Raw genomic sequence first — 14,399 nt, 5'->3', positions numbered from 1 at the left:
TTGGCACACTATTGAGTTCTCAAACAACAGACACACCCGGCACCACCCAAACCAACGTCCAGGCTCGCTCCGGAGCAACTTTCCAAACTTACCCGATCAACCACCCCGACGCAAATCCATTTCTCAGGATTCCCATCAGACCAGAAGACGGTCCCCCACCAATTTCCGGCGCCCTAAGGAGCGACCAGAATTTGGTCTTGAATTTGGGGGTTTGGCCACCCGCGGTTACCAGCTCTTGGCTGTCTCCCCCGCGGCGACTTAGAAAACAATACACGCACTCGTAGCCCACCGCAAACCGGTCATCCAATGGCTGCAATTCCCCGGGATTCCGGGGCAGGAACGGCCATGCGGGGCACCCGCCGGCCTCCCGCCGTCGTAATTCCGCTGTGTGCGCTGCCGCACATCCGGCAGCCATCACGGCAGACAGCAAAAGGGCCGGCAACCCTAAGGTTGCCGGCCCTTCTCAAGCAGCTGGATTCAGCGGTGCTGGATTACCAGGAAGACTTGGTGATGCCCGGGAGTTCGCCCTTGTGGGCCATGTCGCGGAAGCGGACACGGGAGATGCCGAACTTCTGGAAGGTACCGCGGGGGCGGCCGTCGATGATGTCGCGGTTACGCAGACGGATCGGGGACGCGTTGCGGGGCAGCTTCTGCAGGCCCAGGCGGGCTGCTTCGCGTGCTTCGTCGGTTGCGTTCTCGTCAACCAGGGTCTTCTTCAGCTCGAGGCGCTTTGCAGCGTAACGCTCAACGATGACCTTGCGCTGCTCGTTGCGAGCAATCTTGGACTTCTTAGCCATGTTTAGCGCTCCTCTCGGAATTCGACGTGCTGGCGGATCTTGGGGTCGTACTTCTTCAGGACCATGCGGTCCGGATCGTTACGACGGTTCTTGCGGGTTACGTAGGTGTAACCCGTACCCGCGGTCGACTTGAGCTTGATGATCGGACGTACGTCCTTGTCCTTAGCCACTAGAGCTTCACCCCACGAGCCAGGATCTGGGCGACGACTACGTCGATGCCGCGTACGTCGATGGTCTTGATGCCACGTGCCGAGACCTGCAGCGTGACGTTACGGCGCAGGGACGGAACCCAGTAGCGCTTCTTCTGGATGTTCGGATCGAACCGACGCTTGTTGCGGCGGTGCGAGTGCGAAATGCTGTGCCCAAAGCCCGGCTCGGCCCCGGTCACTTGGCAGTGTGCTGCCATGACTTCTCCTCAAGAATTGAAAGTAATGATCCGCATATCTGCTGCTGGACCATGCTGCTAAGGGCGACCCAAAAATGCAGAAGGGCAACGGTTAGTCACGCAACTTGAGCCCCTAACTACCGGCCACCCTGGAGAAAATTACCGGGCAACCGGAGCAATTGCGCACGCTCCGCGCACTTAGCGCCTACCAAGTCTACGAGTTGGCGCAATTAAAGACCAATCGGGGGTCATCGGGTGTATAAGGGCCGCCGAAAGGTCACAGCGACAGGTTGGTCCTTTTCACAGCAGGCACATAGCTTCGCCAAGCACCTTGGATACATGAACACGCAGCTCCTGCCGGCATCTCCGGCCGCAAGCAGTTCCGGCCGCCCGGAGCTTTCATCACCTTCAACGAAGAGGCCCGGCCGTGGCTGGTTTGCCCGACAGTACCGGCAGCGCATGCTGCGGACGGACCTCCTGACGCTCATTGCCTGGGCCTCCGTTGCCGCCGCAATTGCCCTCTGGCTTGCCGACGGCGGGGCCACCGCGATCACGTCGCCGGCGTCCCTGTTCACGGCGGCGGGCATCGTGGCCGGGCTGGCGGGCATGGACCTGGTCCTGCTCATGCTGCTGCTGGCCGCGAGGATTCCCTTCATTGACCGCACCATCGGCCACGACCGCGCGCTGGAGTTCCACGGGAAGCTGGGAAAGCCTTCGCTGTACCTGCTTCTGGCACACGGCCTCCTGGTCGCGGCTGGGTACGGCATGGCCGAAGGACTGGATCCGTTCACCGAGTCCGTCAACCTTTGGGTGCAGGTGCCGGACATGTGGCTGGCGTTTGTTTCCATGGCGCTGTTCATCGCGGTCGTCGTCACGTCCCTGGTGGCTGTACGGCGTCGTTTCCCGTACGAGTTCTGGTACGTGGTGCACCTCCTGACCTACGCCGCGGTGGCAACGTCGCTGCCCCACCAGTTCAGCGTGGGAGGCCTCTTTGCGGCAGGCACATGGCAGCGCTGGTACTGGCTGGCCATTTGCATCTACACCGGCGCTGCCCTGGTGTATTTCCGGGTACTGGAACCGGTACTGGCCACGGCGCGGCACCAACTGTCGGTGGCCCGCGTGGAGGCCGTGGCGCCGGGCGTGGTGAACATCGTCATGAATGGCCGGAAACTGGACCAGCTGGCGGGCACGGGCGGACGGTTCTTCATCTGGCGCTTCCTGGCTCCGGGACTGTGGTGGCATCCCCACCCGTTCAGCCTGTCCGCCGAACCCGTCTTCCAGGGCCCGGACGGCCAGGGGACGCTGCGGGTCACCGTACGGAACCTTGGCAGCGGCTCCGCCCAGCTCCTGCGGCTGCGGAAGGGGACCAAGGTGGCGCTGGAGGGTCCCTACGGACTGCTCAGCACAGCTGCCAGGACCAGGAACAAGGTGGTGATGATCGGTGCCGGCATCGGCATCACACCCCTGCGCGCACTGCTGGAAACCACGCCGTTTGCTCCCGGCGAGGCAACAGTCCTGCTCCGCGGCCACACCGACCAGGAGCTGTACCTGGGCAGCGAAATCCTCGACCTCTGCCAAGCCAGGGGGGTCCGGCTCTTCCACCTCACCGGGCCGAGGGCCCACGGCCACTCCACCTGGCTTCCCGGGGACGCCGTGCGGAACGGCTACAGCCTCACCTCCTACGTGCCTGACATCGCGGATGCGGACGTCTACGTCTGCGGCCCGGCGGCGTGGGCGGCCGACGTCATAGCGGATGCCGGGAAAGCCGGCGTCTCCGGGGAACAGATCCATCACGAAAGGTTTGACTGGTGAAAATACGCGGAACAGTCGCAGCGGCCCTGGCCTCCGCCGGGATCCTCCTGGCGGGATGGCAAACAGGCACCCAGGCAGGCGGCATCAGCACCGTCGCATCAAGCACGACGGCGTCAGGCACCACGGGCTCGAAGGGTACGGGCTCGACGGGTACGGGTACGTCCGGCTCCTCGGGCTCTTCGGGCACCTCGGCTTCCGGCACCTATAAGGGAACCGCCGTGCAGACCCGGTTCGGTCCCGTGCAGGTCCAGATCACGGTGGCCAACGGGAAGATCACGGATATCACCGCCCTCCAGCTCACCAACACCGATGGCAAATCCATCCAGATCAGCAACCGCGCGGCACCCCTGCTCCGGAGCAAGGTCCTCGCGGCGCAGTCGGCGGATGTCCAGACCGTCAGCGGCGCCACCATTACCAGCGATGCGTACCTGACCTCAGTCCAGGCGGCCATCGATGCAGCCCACCTCTAGCCCCCTGGACGCCGCAACCCCCGCCGCCATGCTGAAGGCCCGCACCTTTGAATGCATGGGCACGGTCATCGGGCTGACGCTGCCCGTCAGCTCCCCTGCGGAAGGGCAGCCTGGGCTCGATGAGCTGGCTGCCGCCACCGCCGTCGTCGAACGCCTTTTCCGCGACCTGGACGAACAATTCAGCCTGTACCGCCCGGATTCGGAAGCGGCCAGGCTGGCCCGCGGCGAGCTGATGCTGCGGGGCGCCTCAGCCCGGATGCGAGAGCGGTACGCCGAGGCGCACGAATGGCGGCTGCGCACGGAGGGCGCCTTCACCCCGGAACGGCCTGACGGCGTCCTGGACCTGTCCGGGATCATCAAGGGTCATGCCCTCCGCGAGGCGGGCACGTCGCTCCAGGCCCTGGGCCGGCACGATTGGTGCCTGAATGCCGGGGGCGACGTGTTGGTCAGCGGCTCACCACGCCCCGGCAGCGCCGAGCCCTGGAAAGCCGGCATCGTGGATCCGGCGGACCGCCAAACCCTGATTACCGGCTACGCACTGGGCGCGGGCAGCCGGCACAGTGCGATCGCCACCTCCGGCTCCGCTGAACGCGGTGAGCACATTTGGCGGGTGGGACGCGGCGCCGGGTTTGTCCAGGTCACCGTGGCCGCCGCGGACATTGTCACCGCCGACGTGCTGGCCACGGCGATCGTCGCCGGCGGAACACAGATGCTGAACCGCGCCACGGACATCTGGGATGTTGCCGTGCTGGCGATCCGCGCTGACGGCTCCATGCTGGCGACTCCGGCCTTCCATCCCGCCTGAGCCGCCCGCGCCCCACCGCCGCTACAACCGCTACAGCCGGGTGAGCTGGGCGTACTTGGGCTGCAGGTTGTCGCCGGACGACTTGCCGGTGACGCGCCGGACCACCCACGGCGCGGCGTACTCGCGGAACCACCGGGCGTTGGCGCGGAGGGCGTCGGCGCCGCTCAACTCCGGAACAGGGGTCATCGGCGGGACGTCGATGGAATGGTCGTACTTGAGGACCTCGAGGACGCGCTTGGCCATGTTGGCGTGGCCGGCGGCGGACATGTGCATCCGGTCGTGGGCCCACATGCCCCAGTCGTAGTACTCGCTGAAGCGCCAGTAATCCACCAGCAGGGCGCCGTGGTCCCCTGCGATTCCGCGGACCAGTTCGTTGTAGATGGCGGTGCGGCCGCGCATGGTGCCGAACACTTTTGAACCCCGGGCATCGAAACCCGTGAACATCACCACGGTGGCGCCGGTGGCCGCCAGCTTCCCGACGGCGTCGTTGTACTCCACCAGGAGGTCATCGATGTCCACGCGCGGGCGGAGGATGTCATTGGCCCCGGCGTAGATGCTCACCAGCGTGGGTTTAAGTTCGACGGCGGCGTCCACCTGCTCGGCCACGATCTGCCGAAGCTTCCTGCCGCGGATGGCCAGGTTGGCGTAGCCGAAATCCGGATCAGCGGCGCAGAGCTGCTCCGCCACCCGGTCCGCCCAGCCGCGGACCCCGTTGGGGCGGGTGGGGTCGTCGTCACCGACGCCTTCGGTAAACGAGTCGCCAAGGGCCACGAACCGGGAAGTGAAATCCATGCGGTTAGTTTGCCATCCGTTGCCGGAAGCAACCAATCGCCGGTTATGTCGCTTGGTCAGGCTGGGTTTCGCGCAGGATCCAGTGGTCCTTGTCCAGGCGTCCCACCACTTTCTCGCCGATCCGCGCCAGGTCCAGCACATCCTGCCCGGTCAGGGCATCGAGGAACAGGTCGCGGACGTCCTCAACATGGCCCGGGGCCAGCCCAACGATGGTGGCCATGCCTTCCTCCGTGAGGTGCGCGGTGGTCACCCTTGCGTCATGGGGGTGGGGACGCCGCTCCACCCAGCCGCGCTTCTGCAGCTTGGTCACCACATGCGAAAGCCGGGACAGTGAAGCGCTGCTGCGGGCGGCGAGCTCACTCATGGGCAGGAACCGGTCGTCTGCCTCGGACAGCATGGCAAGGACCGTGTAGTCGAAGAGCGACAGCTTCCCGGCCGCATGCAGCCTGGTGTCGAGGGCCGCCGGCAGCAGCGTATTGATGCTCACCAGCGCCAGCCAGGCGCGGCGTTCGTCAGCGTTGAGCCAGCGGGGTTCGGTCATGGCCCCCATTCTACGATTGATCTTTCAAGTAGCTGGAAGCGGCACCGGTAGGCTTGCCCCATGTATGTTGTCTCCCTCACCTACCGCGTGCCGCAGGAGATCGTCGACTTCCACAACGACGCCCACATCGCCTGGCTGCAAAAGGCGTTCGACGACGGTGTCTTCATTGCCGCCGGCCGCAAGATTCCCCGCACTGGAGGGCTGCTGCTCTCGCAGGCTGAACGGGAAACCCTTGACGCGAGCCTTGCGCAGGACCCGTTCTACATCAACGGCGTGGCCGACTTCGAGGTGCTGGAGTTCCACGCCGGCCGGGTGGCCCCGGGGTTCGAAAACCTGTTGGACACCCCGCCCGCGCAAACCACCTAAGGTGACGCGGCCGCTAGGGTGGGCTGCCGCCGTCGTACCCTTCTGCGGCGAGCTTCTTCAGGCCACCTTTCCGCGGCACCTTCACAGGCTTGGGCCAGCGCGGGCTGAGCCTGTCCCCCAGCGTCACCCCGCGGAGCTTGCGGCCAAAGAGCGGCAGGACCCAGTCATGGACCCAGCGCCGCTGGCGCCGTTCCCATTCGCGCAGGCCCAACCTTGGTGGTGGCTCCCAGTCCCTGGGTTTGATCTTGTGCGGCACGCCCAGCTGGTCCAGCACCTGCCCGGCCAGGTATTTGTGCCCGGCCTTGGACATGTGGAGCCGGTCAGAGTCCCACATCCTGGCGTCGTGGAAGGCATCCAGGCACCAGTAGTCCACCAGCACGGCCCCGTACTTTTCCGCGATGTCCCGCACCCGCTGGTTGTAGTAGGCGTTGCGTTTCTTCAACGGCTCCAGGAGCGCGGAAACCTTGACGTCGAACCCCGTGAAGAGGACCACTGTGGCCCCCGTGCCGGCGAGCTGGGCAACAAGCTGTTCATAGTCCGCCATGAGCGCGGGCATATCGGTCTTCAGGTCCAGGATGTCGTTACCGCCGGCGTACAAGGTCACCAGTGTTGGCCGCATCCGCAGTGCCGGCTCCAGCTGCTCGTCGATGATGTGCCGCAGCCGCTTGCTCCTGATGGCCAGGTTGGCGTACTTCCACCCCGGCTGCGCCTTGGCGAGCTTCTCGGCAACCCTGTCGGCCCACCCCCGCACCCCGTTGGGCAGCCGCTCATCCCGGTCCCCCACGCCTTCGGTGAAGGAGTCGCCAAGGGCCACAAACACCCGCCGCCCGGAGTCAGGAAGCAAGGATCCAGTCACCACCGCCCCAACGTAGCGGCGCTGGGAAAAGCAAGGACGACGCCGGGATGAACAGTAAGTGAGCGGGAGCCTGGGAAAGCGCTGCGGGATCGGTGGAGCGCTTATGGCGTCCGGGACCCGCTGTCCGTCTGCATTCCTCCGTAAACCGGACGGAACTCCCAGGTGTAGGAGCCGTCCGCTTTCAGGCTCATCCTCAGGTGGCCCCAGGTATCACTGAACTTCCGCTGGACGTAGGCCGGGTTGCTCGCGAACGATCGGAGGCCGATACCGCCGGTGGACACCTGGAACTGCTGCATGCCGTCGGGGACGCATTGGTCGGCGTTGTTCACCGGGCAGGTCCGCTCATAGTTGTGCTGGGACCCGGACAGCAGGACTTTCACCCGGTTGTTCCAGAACATGTCGATCCAGGGCTTCGCCTGGGTGAAGCGCGTGTGGCTGGATGTGTCGGACGTGAAATACGGGTCGTGGTAGACGGCCGCCAGATGCTTCCCCGCGGCCTTGGCCGCCTTCAGGTCAGCGTCCATTTCGGCGGTCATCGCCTGCGCCCGGGCCACGTTGTAGCGCCATGTGGCCGTGGGCGCCACCAGGATATGCCAGTTCCCCTTATCGAACGAATACCACTCCAGCGCATCCTGGAACCGGCCCAGAGTGGTGCTGGTAGCGGACTTGGTGGTGTTGACGCACTGGCCGTCCATGAACCGGTCCACGTCATCGTTCACACCCGGCTCCACATCGTGGTTGGGGCCCGTGGTCCAGTACGTCTTGGCTTTCAACCCGCCCCACAGCGTGTTCCACGCTCCAAGCGCCGAGCAGGTCCCCTTGTCGTACTGGAAGTCGCCGATGGCAAGGAAATTATCCAACGAACCATCGTTGAGGCCGCTGATGATGCTGGCAGCGTTCTTGCCGGACGCCGAACTCGTGGACGTATTTCCTGACGGGTTCATGTCGCCAACAGCGGCGAACTCGAAGGAATCGCCCGCCGGCGGCGTGGTAGGCGCCGGGGTTGGAGTCGGGGTGGGGGTTGGAGTCGGGGTGGGGCTCGTCCCGCCGGCGGCCGGGTAGACACGTATCCAGTCCACGCGCATTTCCGCAGCACCGTCAGCAGTGGAATCAGGGAACCAGTCCAGTTGCAGCGTCTGGTGCATACTGCCCGGAGGCTGGTGGTTGGGGTCGGTGTCCTCGAACCACTTCACGCCATCCACGTATCCGACCATCCCGGCGGGGGACCAGTCCACTGCGTAGTTGTGGAACTGGGTCACGTCCAGCGTCTTGCTGGCCCTGGTCTGGGAGTTGCTGCAGGAGAAGTGCTGGAAGAAGTTGATCACGTTCCAGGCGCCCGTTGTTTCCGCGTAATCCACTTCGCCGTCGCAAGGCCAGTTTCCGCTGTCCGGCCACAGGATCGAAACCATATGGTACTCATTGTCGCCCGACCCGGCGGCGCGGACTTCCCACCGCCCGTACTTTTGTTTGGCGAACTTCGCGGACATGCCGGCAGTGGTCCCGTCCGGGGTCCCGCTCATGACCATCTTGGAACCGTCCACTGTTACCTGCTGCGGGCTGCGGATGCCTTGGCCGGCGTGCCCTGCGCTGTTGTACACGCTCCATTTGGTGGCGTTCGGGGCTCCGGTGTAGTTGAACTCGTCCCCGGCCACAGGTGCGCCCCAGTTCTGCGTGGCAGCAGCCTGGACTCCGCCCGCATCAGTGGGCGCGGGCGCAGGGGTGGAGGTAGGGGTGGGGGTTGGCGTCGGGGCGGGGCTTGTCACCACGGCGTCAGCGGCGGTGGTGACAACCAGCTTTGGGCGGAGTGCCGCGTCCAGGGCCTGGTTCGATTTGAAGCCCAGCCATTTCTGCGCGCTGGATTCGAGCCGGAAGTTCTGCTCGCCGCCGGTGGCGCCGACGCCCTTGGCAACGTCCCATTCCACCCAGGCCCCCGTGGCGAACCCGCCGGCCTTGGCCAGCCAACTCCCGCGGGCCGGTGCGTTGTTCCAGGTGACGCCCGTTTCGGCCCATGTGCCGCTGGTGGTGTAAACGTCCACAAACTCGGTCGACGTTGCCGCCGCCTCAGAATATGCCCGCAGCTTTGCCGAGACGACGTGTTCCCCGGCGGGGACCTGGACGTTGAACCGCAGGAGACTGCTCCGCGAGATGCTTGTCCGGCCCTCCGTGGACCAACGCACACTGGTCCCGAAGTTCTCCGTTGGCCGGTCGGCCTGGACGTAACTGTCGGCGGTCGGCGCGAATGTCAGCGCTCCCACCGCGTTCGCCACGCTGCCCACTACGGCAAGTGAGGCGAGCATGACTAAGAGTGTCAGGACGGAAACAGCTGGCCGCAGAATAGTTTTCATGGAATGAGACCTTAATGTTCCAGTTGAAATATCCGAAGCATACGCGTGTCACACCCTGTGACACAGCAATTTCCTTAATTGGAAATTGCTGAAAAAATTTGTGTTACTGCGCGGAGGCGCCGAGCGGGCCGGGGTTAGCCTTCGGCTTTGCCCTGCCGCCAGTAACCCATGAAGGCCACCTGTTTCCGGTCCATCCCCACGTCGCGCACCAGGTAGCGCCGCAGGTCCTTGATGACGGCGGCTTCGCCGGCGATCCAGGCGTAGAAGGGCATGGCGCCGGCGGGCATTCCGGGGTTGCCGGCGGCGCCGATGTCCCCCGTTTCGAGGCGTGCGGGGGTTTCCCAGAGGATGTCCGTGTCCACGTTGACGTCTTCGGGCTCCGGGCCGGCGCCGCCGCCGTCCGCTTTGATGCCCACCCAGCCCGGCACGGGGACTGCTGTGCGTACGGCCTCCTGCAGCAGCTGGCCGTGCGGCCGGGAGCGGCCGATGACGGCGCCGCGGGCAAGCCACGTGATCTCGATGTCCGCCGGGGACTGCAGTTCAAGGAAGTCGCCGGCCTGGGGAACCTCCAGGAGGGCGTGCCCGCTCATGTACGGCGGGAGGGTTTCGAGGATGGCGGAGATGGCGGGAACTGCGGTTTCGTCACCGGCAAGGAGGATGCGCTGGGCCAGGCCGGGCCGCCATTCGATGCCGGAGTATGTCCCGGCGGTGATGCAGTGGGCGGCACGGTTGCTGGGCCCGATGATGGTGAGGGCGTCACCGGGTTTGGCCTTCAGGGCCCAGTCCGCGGCCGGCCCGCTGTTGTGCGGCCCGTCCTTGTGCATCGCAAAGTCCACGTCGATCTCCGGATAGACCGCGTCCAGCCGCGCCTCACGGACGGTGTAGGTCCGCATCGAGCCGCGCACCTCCGGGTCCATGGCCAGCCAATCCCGATACCAGCCGGGCTGGCCGGTGTTGACGGCCGGCAGCGGCAGCTGCGAGCCGTCCGGGGCCAGGGACGGAATCAGGAGCTTGATCCGGAGGTCCAGGGTGTGGCCTCGGACGCCGAAGTCACGCAACGCGTAGCCACCGAACGTGATCCTGCGGAAGGTGGGGCTGAGCTGCTGGACGGAGGAAACGGTGACCTCAAAGGCGAGACTCATCGGCTGGGCACTTGCCGGTTGTGCAGTTGCCGTTTGTGCTCGGGCGGTGTCGCGGGTCGTCATGGGACGGGCTCCAGTTCGTAGGCAGTGTGGTGGCGGCCGATGGGGATGATCAGCGGGGTGGCCGAAACGGGGTCCGGGATGACCCGGCTCTCCAGGCCGAAGACGTGGCGGACCAGTCCTTCCGTCACCACCTCGCGCGGGGACCCCACCGCTGTCACGGTGCCGTCCTTCATGGCGATGACGTGGTCCGCGTAGCGGGCCGCCAGATTGAGGTCGTGCAGGACGATTGCCACGGTGATACCCCGTCTGCGGTTGAGGTCCGTTACCAGGTCCAGGACCTCCACCTGGTGGGCCAGGTCCAGGTAGGTGGTGGGTTCGTCCAGCAGCAGGACGTCGGTTTCCTGGGCGAGTGCCATGGCAATCCAGGCCCGCTGCCGCTGGCCGCCGGACAGTTCGTCCACGTCGCGCCCGGCGAGGTCCAGCGTCCCGGTGGCTTCCAGCGCGCGCTGCACGGCGGCGTCGTCCTTGTCACTCCTGCTCCGGAAGAAACCCTGGTGCGGGTAGCGCCCGCGTCCCACCAGGTCTCGGACGGTGATGCCGTCCGGGGCGGTGGGGTGCTGGGGAAGCAGGCCGAGGGTCCGGGCCAGTTCACGGGCCGGACGGGTGTGGATGTCCCTGCCGTCCAGGGTCACGGTGCCGCCGGCGGGCTTCAGGAGCCGGGACAGCCCGCGGAGCAGGGTGGACTTTCCGCACGCGTTGGCACCCACGATCGTGGTCACCCTGCCCTCGGGAATCCGGACGTTGAGCCCGTCCGCCACACAGCGCTGGCCGTACGTGAGCGTCAGGTCGCGTGCTTCGAGAAGTGCCACGTCAGGCATCCTTTCGGTTGGCCGTGACCAGGAGCCACAGCAGGAAGGGGGCGCCGAGCGCGCCGGTGACAACACCCACCGGCAGGACGGTGCCGTCCAGGAACAGGGGGGCCAGGTTGGCGGCGACATAGTCTGCCGCCAGGACAATCAGGGCGCCCACCAGGGCCGACGCCGGCAGGCTGGCCTTGCCGGCGAAGCGGCGGGCGATGGGAGCGGCCAGGAAGGCGACGAACGACACCGGCCCTGCGGCCGCCGTCGCAACTGCCGCCAGGGATACCGCGATGACCACCAGCGCCAGGCGTGCGGCATTGACGCGGACCCCCAGCCCGGCTGCGGCATCATCACCCAGTTCCAGGATGCGGAGCGGACCGGCGATGAGCACAACGGCGGGAACCAGCACCGCGAGCGCCAGGAACAGGACTCCGGCCCGGTCCCAGTTGGCGGAGTTCAGGGATCCATTGAGCCAGACCAGGACGTCGGCGGCAGTGCGGATGTCCGCGCGGGTCATCAGGAAGCTGACCACTGCGTGCAGGGCGGCAGCGATCCCGACGCCGGCAAGAACCAGCCGGTTTCCGGCGGCGCTCCCCCGGCCTGCCCTGCGAGTGGCACCGCCGCTGGAGATCGCATGGATCAGGCCTGCCACGGCCAGTGCACCCGCCAGCGCCGCCCCGGAAACCAGCGCACCGGAGGCGCCGAAGATGACAATCGCAACCACCGCCGCCGCGCTGGCCCCGGAGCTGATGCCGATGACGTCGGGGCTGGCCAGGGGGTTCCGCAGCATGGTCTGGAACAGGGCGCCGGCCAGCCCGAAGGCAGTCCCGGTCATGGTGCCGATGACGGCCCGCGGAAGCTTGTTCTCCATCACGATGAAGCTGGCGCCCGGAATCCTGGCGCCGCCCGTCACATGGTTGAAGACGATGGCGAAGAAGTCCGGAACGGTCACCGTGTAGCTGCCCAGCAGGACGGATACGAAAAACAGGAGCACGACGGCGGCGCCCAGCACGGCGGTCCGGTTGCCGGCCCCCTTGGCCATCACAGCCCGGCCCCCTTTCCGCGGCGGATCAGCCACACGAACACCGGCGCACCGATGAGGGCGGTCATGATGCCGGCCGGGACTTCGCCCGGCGGCAGCACCACCCGCCCAAGAATGTCGGCGGCCAGGAGCAGGACCGGAGCCGCCACCAGGGAGAAGGCCAGGATCCAGCGGTAGTCGGGCCCGGTGAGGACACGCACGGCATGCGGTACCACCAGGCCCACAAAGCCGATGGGGCCCGCCAATGCCGTGGCGGTGCCGCAGAGCAGGACGATGCCCAGGGCCACCAGGGCCCGCGAGGGCCCGACGCGCCGGCCAAGCCCCCGCGCGATGTCGTCCCCCAGCGCCAGGCTGTTGAGGGTGCGGCCGGCCAGGAGCACGATGAGCGCACCGGCGGCCAGGATCGGCAGGCCGGGCAGGAGTACGGTCCAGTCACGGCCCGCGATGCCGCCCACCTGCCAAAAGCGGAACCTGTCCAGGGTGTCCTGGCTGGAGACCAGGATGATGTTCATGAGCGAGGACAGTCCGGCGCTGAGCGCGGCTCCGGCCAGCGCGAGCTTGACCGGGGTGGCTCCCTCCCTGCCCAGCGAGGCGATGAGGTATACCACCACTGCGGCAGCAGCGGCCCCAATCAAGGCGAACCAAACGTAGCCGGAGAAGGTGGCCACACCGAAGATGTAAATGCCGGCGACCACCGCCAGGGCGGCTCCGGCGTTGACGCCAAGAATGCCGGGGTCGGCCAGCGGATTGCGGGCAACTCCCTGCATCGCGGCCCCGGCCAGGCCCAGCGCGCCGCCGGCCAGCAGGCCCAGGACCGTGCGCGGAATGCGGGCCAGCACCACGGCATGGTCACCGTTGGCGGGATCGAACGCGGAAAGGGCCTGCCATACCGTCGCAAGGGGAACCTCCCGTGCCCCTACGGCCAGCGACGCCCCGGCCACCAGCACCAGCACGACGACGGCGCTGGCCAGCCAGGCGGCTCGCGTTCCCGGCGCATCACCGCAGACGGGAGCAGCGGCTGCCCCGGCCCGCACCTGGGTGCCCGTGCCGGCGGCCGGACGTACCGTCGTCGTACCCATGAAGGCGCGGCCCCTACTTCACTGCATCCGCCGCCGTGGCCAACTGCGGCAGGAACGTATCCAGCGACCACGGCAGGCTCAGCGGCGACGACGCCGAGATGGACAGGGTCAGGGTGTTGTCCTGGTCGGCCACCAGGGCGCCCTTCCTGATGGCCGGGATCTGCCCGAGCAGCGGATCAGCCTTGATGGCCTCCGCGGTGGACGCGTCGGGAACCCAGGTGACGAAGATGTCCGACTGCAGTTCGTTCGCCTTCTCGGCGGACCAGGAAAGGTAGAACTCCTTGGAACCCTTGGAGTTCTCCGCGACCACCGGGGCCAGGGTCATGCCGATTTCGGTGAGGAAGCGGGGACGGTTGTCGTTGGCGGTGTAGACGTTGACGCCGTCACCCCGGGCGGGCTCCAGGTTGCCGTAGATAAAGCTCTTGCCCTGGATCTGCGGGTACTGGGAGACCTTGTCCTTAACGGTGGCCTCGGTGTCGGAGACCAGCTTGGCCGCTTCCGCTTCCTTGCCCAGGGCCTTGCCGATGATGGTGGTGGAGTCCTGCCACGAGGTTCCGTAGGCCACTTCCGGGTGCGCCACCACGGGGGCGATTTCGCTGAGCTTCCTGTAGTCCTCCTCGGTGAGGCCGGAGTAGGCGGCGAGGATGACGTCCGGGGCGAGCTTGGCGATTTCCGTGAAGTTGATGCCGTCCGCCTCCGAGTACTGGACGGGGGCCTTGGCCGATCCGAATCCGGCCCCCAGCTTTTCGAGCGCCGCGTCCTTCCAGGGGGTGGACCCCTTGTCATTGCCACCCCACTCGTTCCTGGGGATACCGACGGGCACCACGCCGAGGGCAATCGCGACGTCGTCGTTCACCCATGAAACCGTCGCCACGCGCGCGGGCTGCTTCTCGATGGTGGTTTGGCCGAATGCATGGCCGATGGTCACCGGGAACTGGGTGCTGCTGCCGGTGCCGCCCGTGCCAGCCACTGAAGAGGCCGGACCCGTGCTGCAGGCGGACAGGGTCAAGGCTGCCGCGGCGAGCACCGCAGCCGCCTTGCCGGCGGAAGAGAAAAGCGTCCGGCGGGTGGAGAGAGGGCCGGAAAAGAGGGGGGACGTCACGG

Annotated in this window: 16 protein-coding genes; 4 read left to right on the top strand and 12 right to left on the bottom strand. The window is 66.6% G+C overall.

All coding sequences use genetic code 11. The features are described from left to right. Window positions 1–491: 491 nt before the first annotated feature. Genes rpsN through rpmB form a run of 3 tightly spaced genes read right to left on the bottom strand, consistent with a single transcriptional unit; the run spans window position 492 to window position 1,203 of the window. Complete coding sequence (gene rpsN, locus FB478_RS20980; protein WP_009358853.1) at window positions 492–797, bottom strand: 30S ribosomal protein S14; 306 nt, start codon at window positions 795–797, stop codon at window positions 492–494. 2 nt (window positions 798–799) lie between these two features. Then, a complete protein-coding gene (gene rpmG / locus FB478_RS20975; protein WP_013602737.1) occupies window positions 800–967 on the bottom strand; it encodes a 50S ribosomal protein L33 in 168 nt (55 codons plus the stop codon). Next, window positions 967–1,203 (bottom strand): 50S ribosomal protein L28, encoded by a 237-nt coding sequence (rpmB, locus tag FB478_RS20970; protein WP_013602738.1) that lies wholly within the window; start codon window positions 1,201–1,203, stop codon window positions 967–969. The genes rpmG and rpmB overlap by 1 nt, the downstream gene beginning before the upstream one ends. Window positions 1,204–1,521: 318 nt before the next feature. Here rpmB and FB478_RS20965 point away from each other — a divergent pair, with 318 nt between their 5' ends. The 3 genes from FB478_RS20965 to FB478_RS20955 are packed head-to-tail and all read left to right on the top strand — an operon-like array spanning window position 1,522 to window position 4,269. After that, window positions 1,522–2,994 carry a ferredoxin reductase family protein gene (locus tag FB478_RS20965; protein WP_144601533.1) on the top strand — a complete coding sequence of 491 codons (1,473 nt, stop codon included), beginning with the start codon at window positions 1,522–1,524 and terminating at the stop codon, window positions 2,992–2,994. Then, the gene (locus FB478_RS20960; protein ID WP_144601532.1) at window positions 2,991–3,464 is read left to right on the top strand and encodes an FMN-binding protein; all 474 of its coding nucleotides are present in this window, start codon (window positions 2,991–2,993) and stop codon (window positions 3,462–3,464) included. Before FB478_RS20965 ends, FB478_RS20960 begins: the two co-directional genes overlap by 4 nt. Before the next feature lie 28 nt (window positions 3,465–3,492). Next, window positions 3,493–4,269, top strand: a complete 777-nt coding sequence (locus FB478_RS20955) for an FAD:protein FMN transferase (RefSeq protein ID WP_144601535.1) — start codon at window positions 3,493–3,495, stop codon at window positions 4,267–4,269. Window positions 4,270–4,299: 30 nt separating this feature from the next. On the opposite strand, the gene FB478_RS20950 is transcribed toward FB478_RS20955, so the two are convergent. Further along, a complete protein-coding gene (locus FB478_RS20950) occupies window positions 4,300–5,061 on the bottom strand; it encodes an SGNH/GDSL hydrolase family protein (RefSeq protein ID WP_018771907.1) in 762 nt (253 codons plus the stop codon). 43 nt (window positions 5,062–5,104) lie between these two features. Continuing rightward, window positions 5,105–5,602: a MarR family winged helix-turn-helix transcriptional regulator gene (locus FB478_RS20945; protein ID WP_026266173.1), complete on the bottom strand. Its 498-nt coding sequence runs from the start codon at window positions 5,600–5,602 to the stop codon at window positions 5,105–5,107. Window positions 5,603–5,662: 60 nt separating this feature from the next. Between FB478_RS20945 and FB478_RS20940 the strand changes: the two genes are divergently transcribed. Further along, complete coding sequence (locus FB478_RS20940) at window positions 5,663–5,968, top strand: YciI family protein (RefSeq protein WP_018771909.1); 306 nt, start codon at window positions 5,663–5,665, stop codon at window positions 5,966–5,968. Between the two features lie 13 nt (window positions 5,969–5,981). Here the strand turns inward: FB478_RS20940 and FB478_RS20935 are convergent, their stop codons facing one another. The 7 genes from FB478_RS20935 to FB478_RS20905 form a co-directional block, all read right to left on the bottom strand. After that, on the bottom strand, window positions 5,982–6,827 hold the full coding sequence (locus FB478_RS20935; protein WP_026266174.1) for an SGNH/GDSL hydrolase family protein: 846 nt from the start codon (window positions 6,825–6,827) through the stop codon (window positions 5,982–5,984). Between the two features lie 98 nt (window positions 6,828–6,925). Next, the gene (locus tag FB478_RS20930; RefSeq protein ID WP_261377501.1) at window positions 6,926–9,121 is read right to left on the bottom strand and encodes a DNRLRE domain-containing protein; all 2,196 of its coding nucleotides are present in this window, start codon (window positions 9,119–9,121) and stop codon (window positions 6,926–6,928) included. A gap of 182 nt (window positions 9,122–9,303) precedes the next feature. After that, window positions 9,304–10,311, bottom strand: a complete 1,008-nt coding sequence (locus FB478_RS20925) for a siderophore-interacting protein (protein WP_186447864.1) — start codon at window positions 10,309–10,311, stop codon at window positions 9,304–9,306. A gap of 59 nt (window positions 10,312–10,370) precedes the next feature. Further along, entirely contained in the window at window positions 10,371–11,183 is an 813-nt protein-coding gene (locus tag FB478_RS20920; protein WP_144601529.1) for an ABC transporter ATP-binding protein, read from the bottom strand. A gap of 1 nt (window position 11,184) precedes the next feature. After that, complete coding sequence (locus FB478_RS20915; RefSeq protein WP_144601534.1) at window positions 11,185–12,216, bottom strand: iron chelate uptake ABC transporter family permease subunit; 1,032 nt, start codon at window positions 12,214–12,216, stop codon at window positions 11,185–11,187. Next, a complete protein-coding gene (locus FB478_RS20910) occupies window positions 12,216–13,295 on the bottom strand; it encodes an iron ABC transporter permease (RefSeq protein ID WP_056391136.1) in 1,080 nt (359 codons plus the stop codon). Before FB478_RS20910 ends, FB478_RS20915 begins: the two co-directional genes overlap by 1 nt. Before the next feature lie 13 nt (window positions 13,296–13,308). After that, window positions 13,309–14,397, bottom strand: a complete 1,089-nt coding sequence (locus FB478_RS20905) for an iron-siderophore ABC transporter substrate-binding protein (RefSeq protein ID WP_056391132.1) — start codon at window positions 14,395–14,397, stop codon at window positions 13,309–13,311. Window positions 14,398–14,399: the final 2 nt, after the last annotated feature.

This window comes from Arthrobacter sp. AG367 (assembly GCF_007828995.1).
Classification (GTDB): domain Bacteria; phylum Actinomycetota; class Actinomycetes; order Actinomycetales; family Micrococcaceae; genus Arthrobacter.
This window is presented reverse-complemented; position numbering and strand designations above follow the sequence as displayed.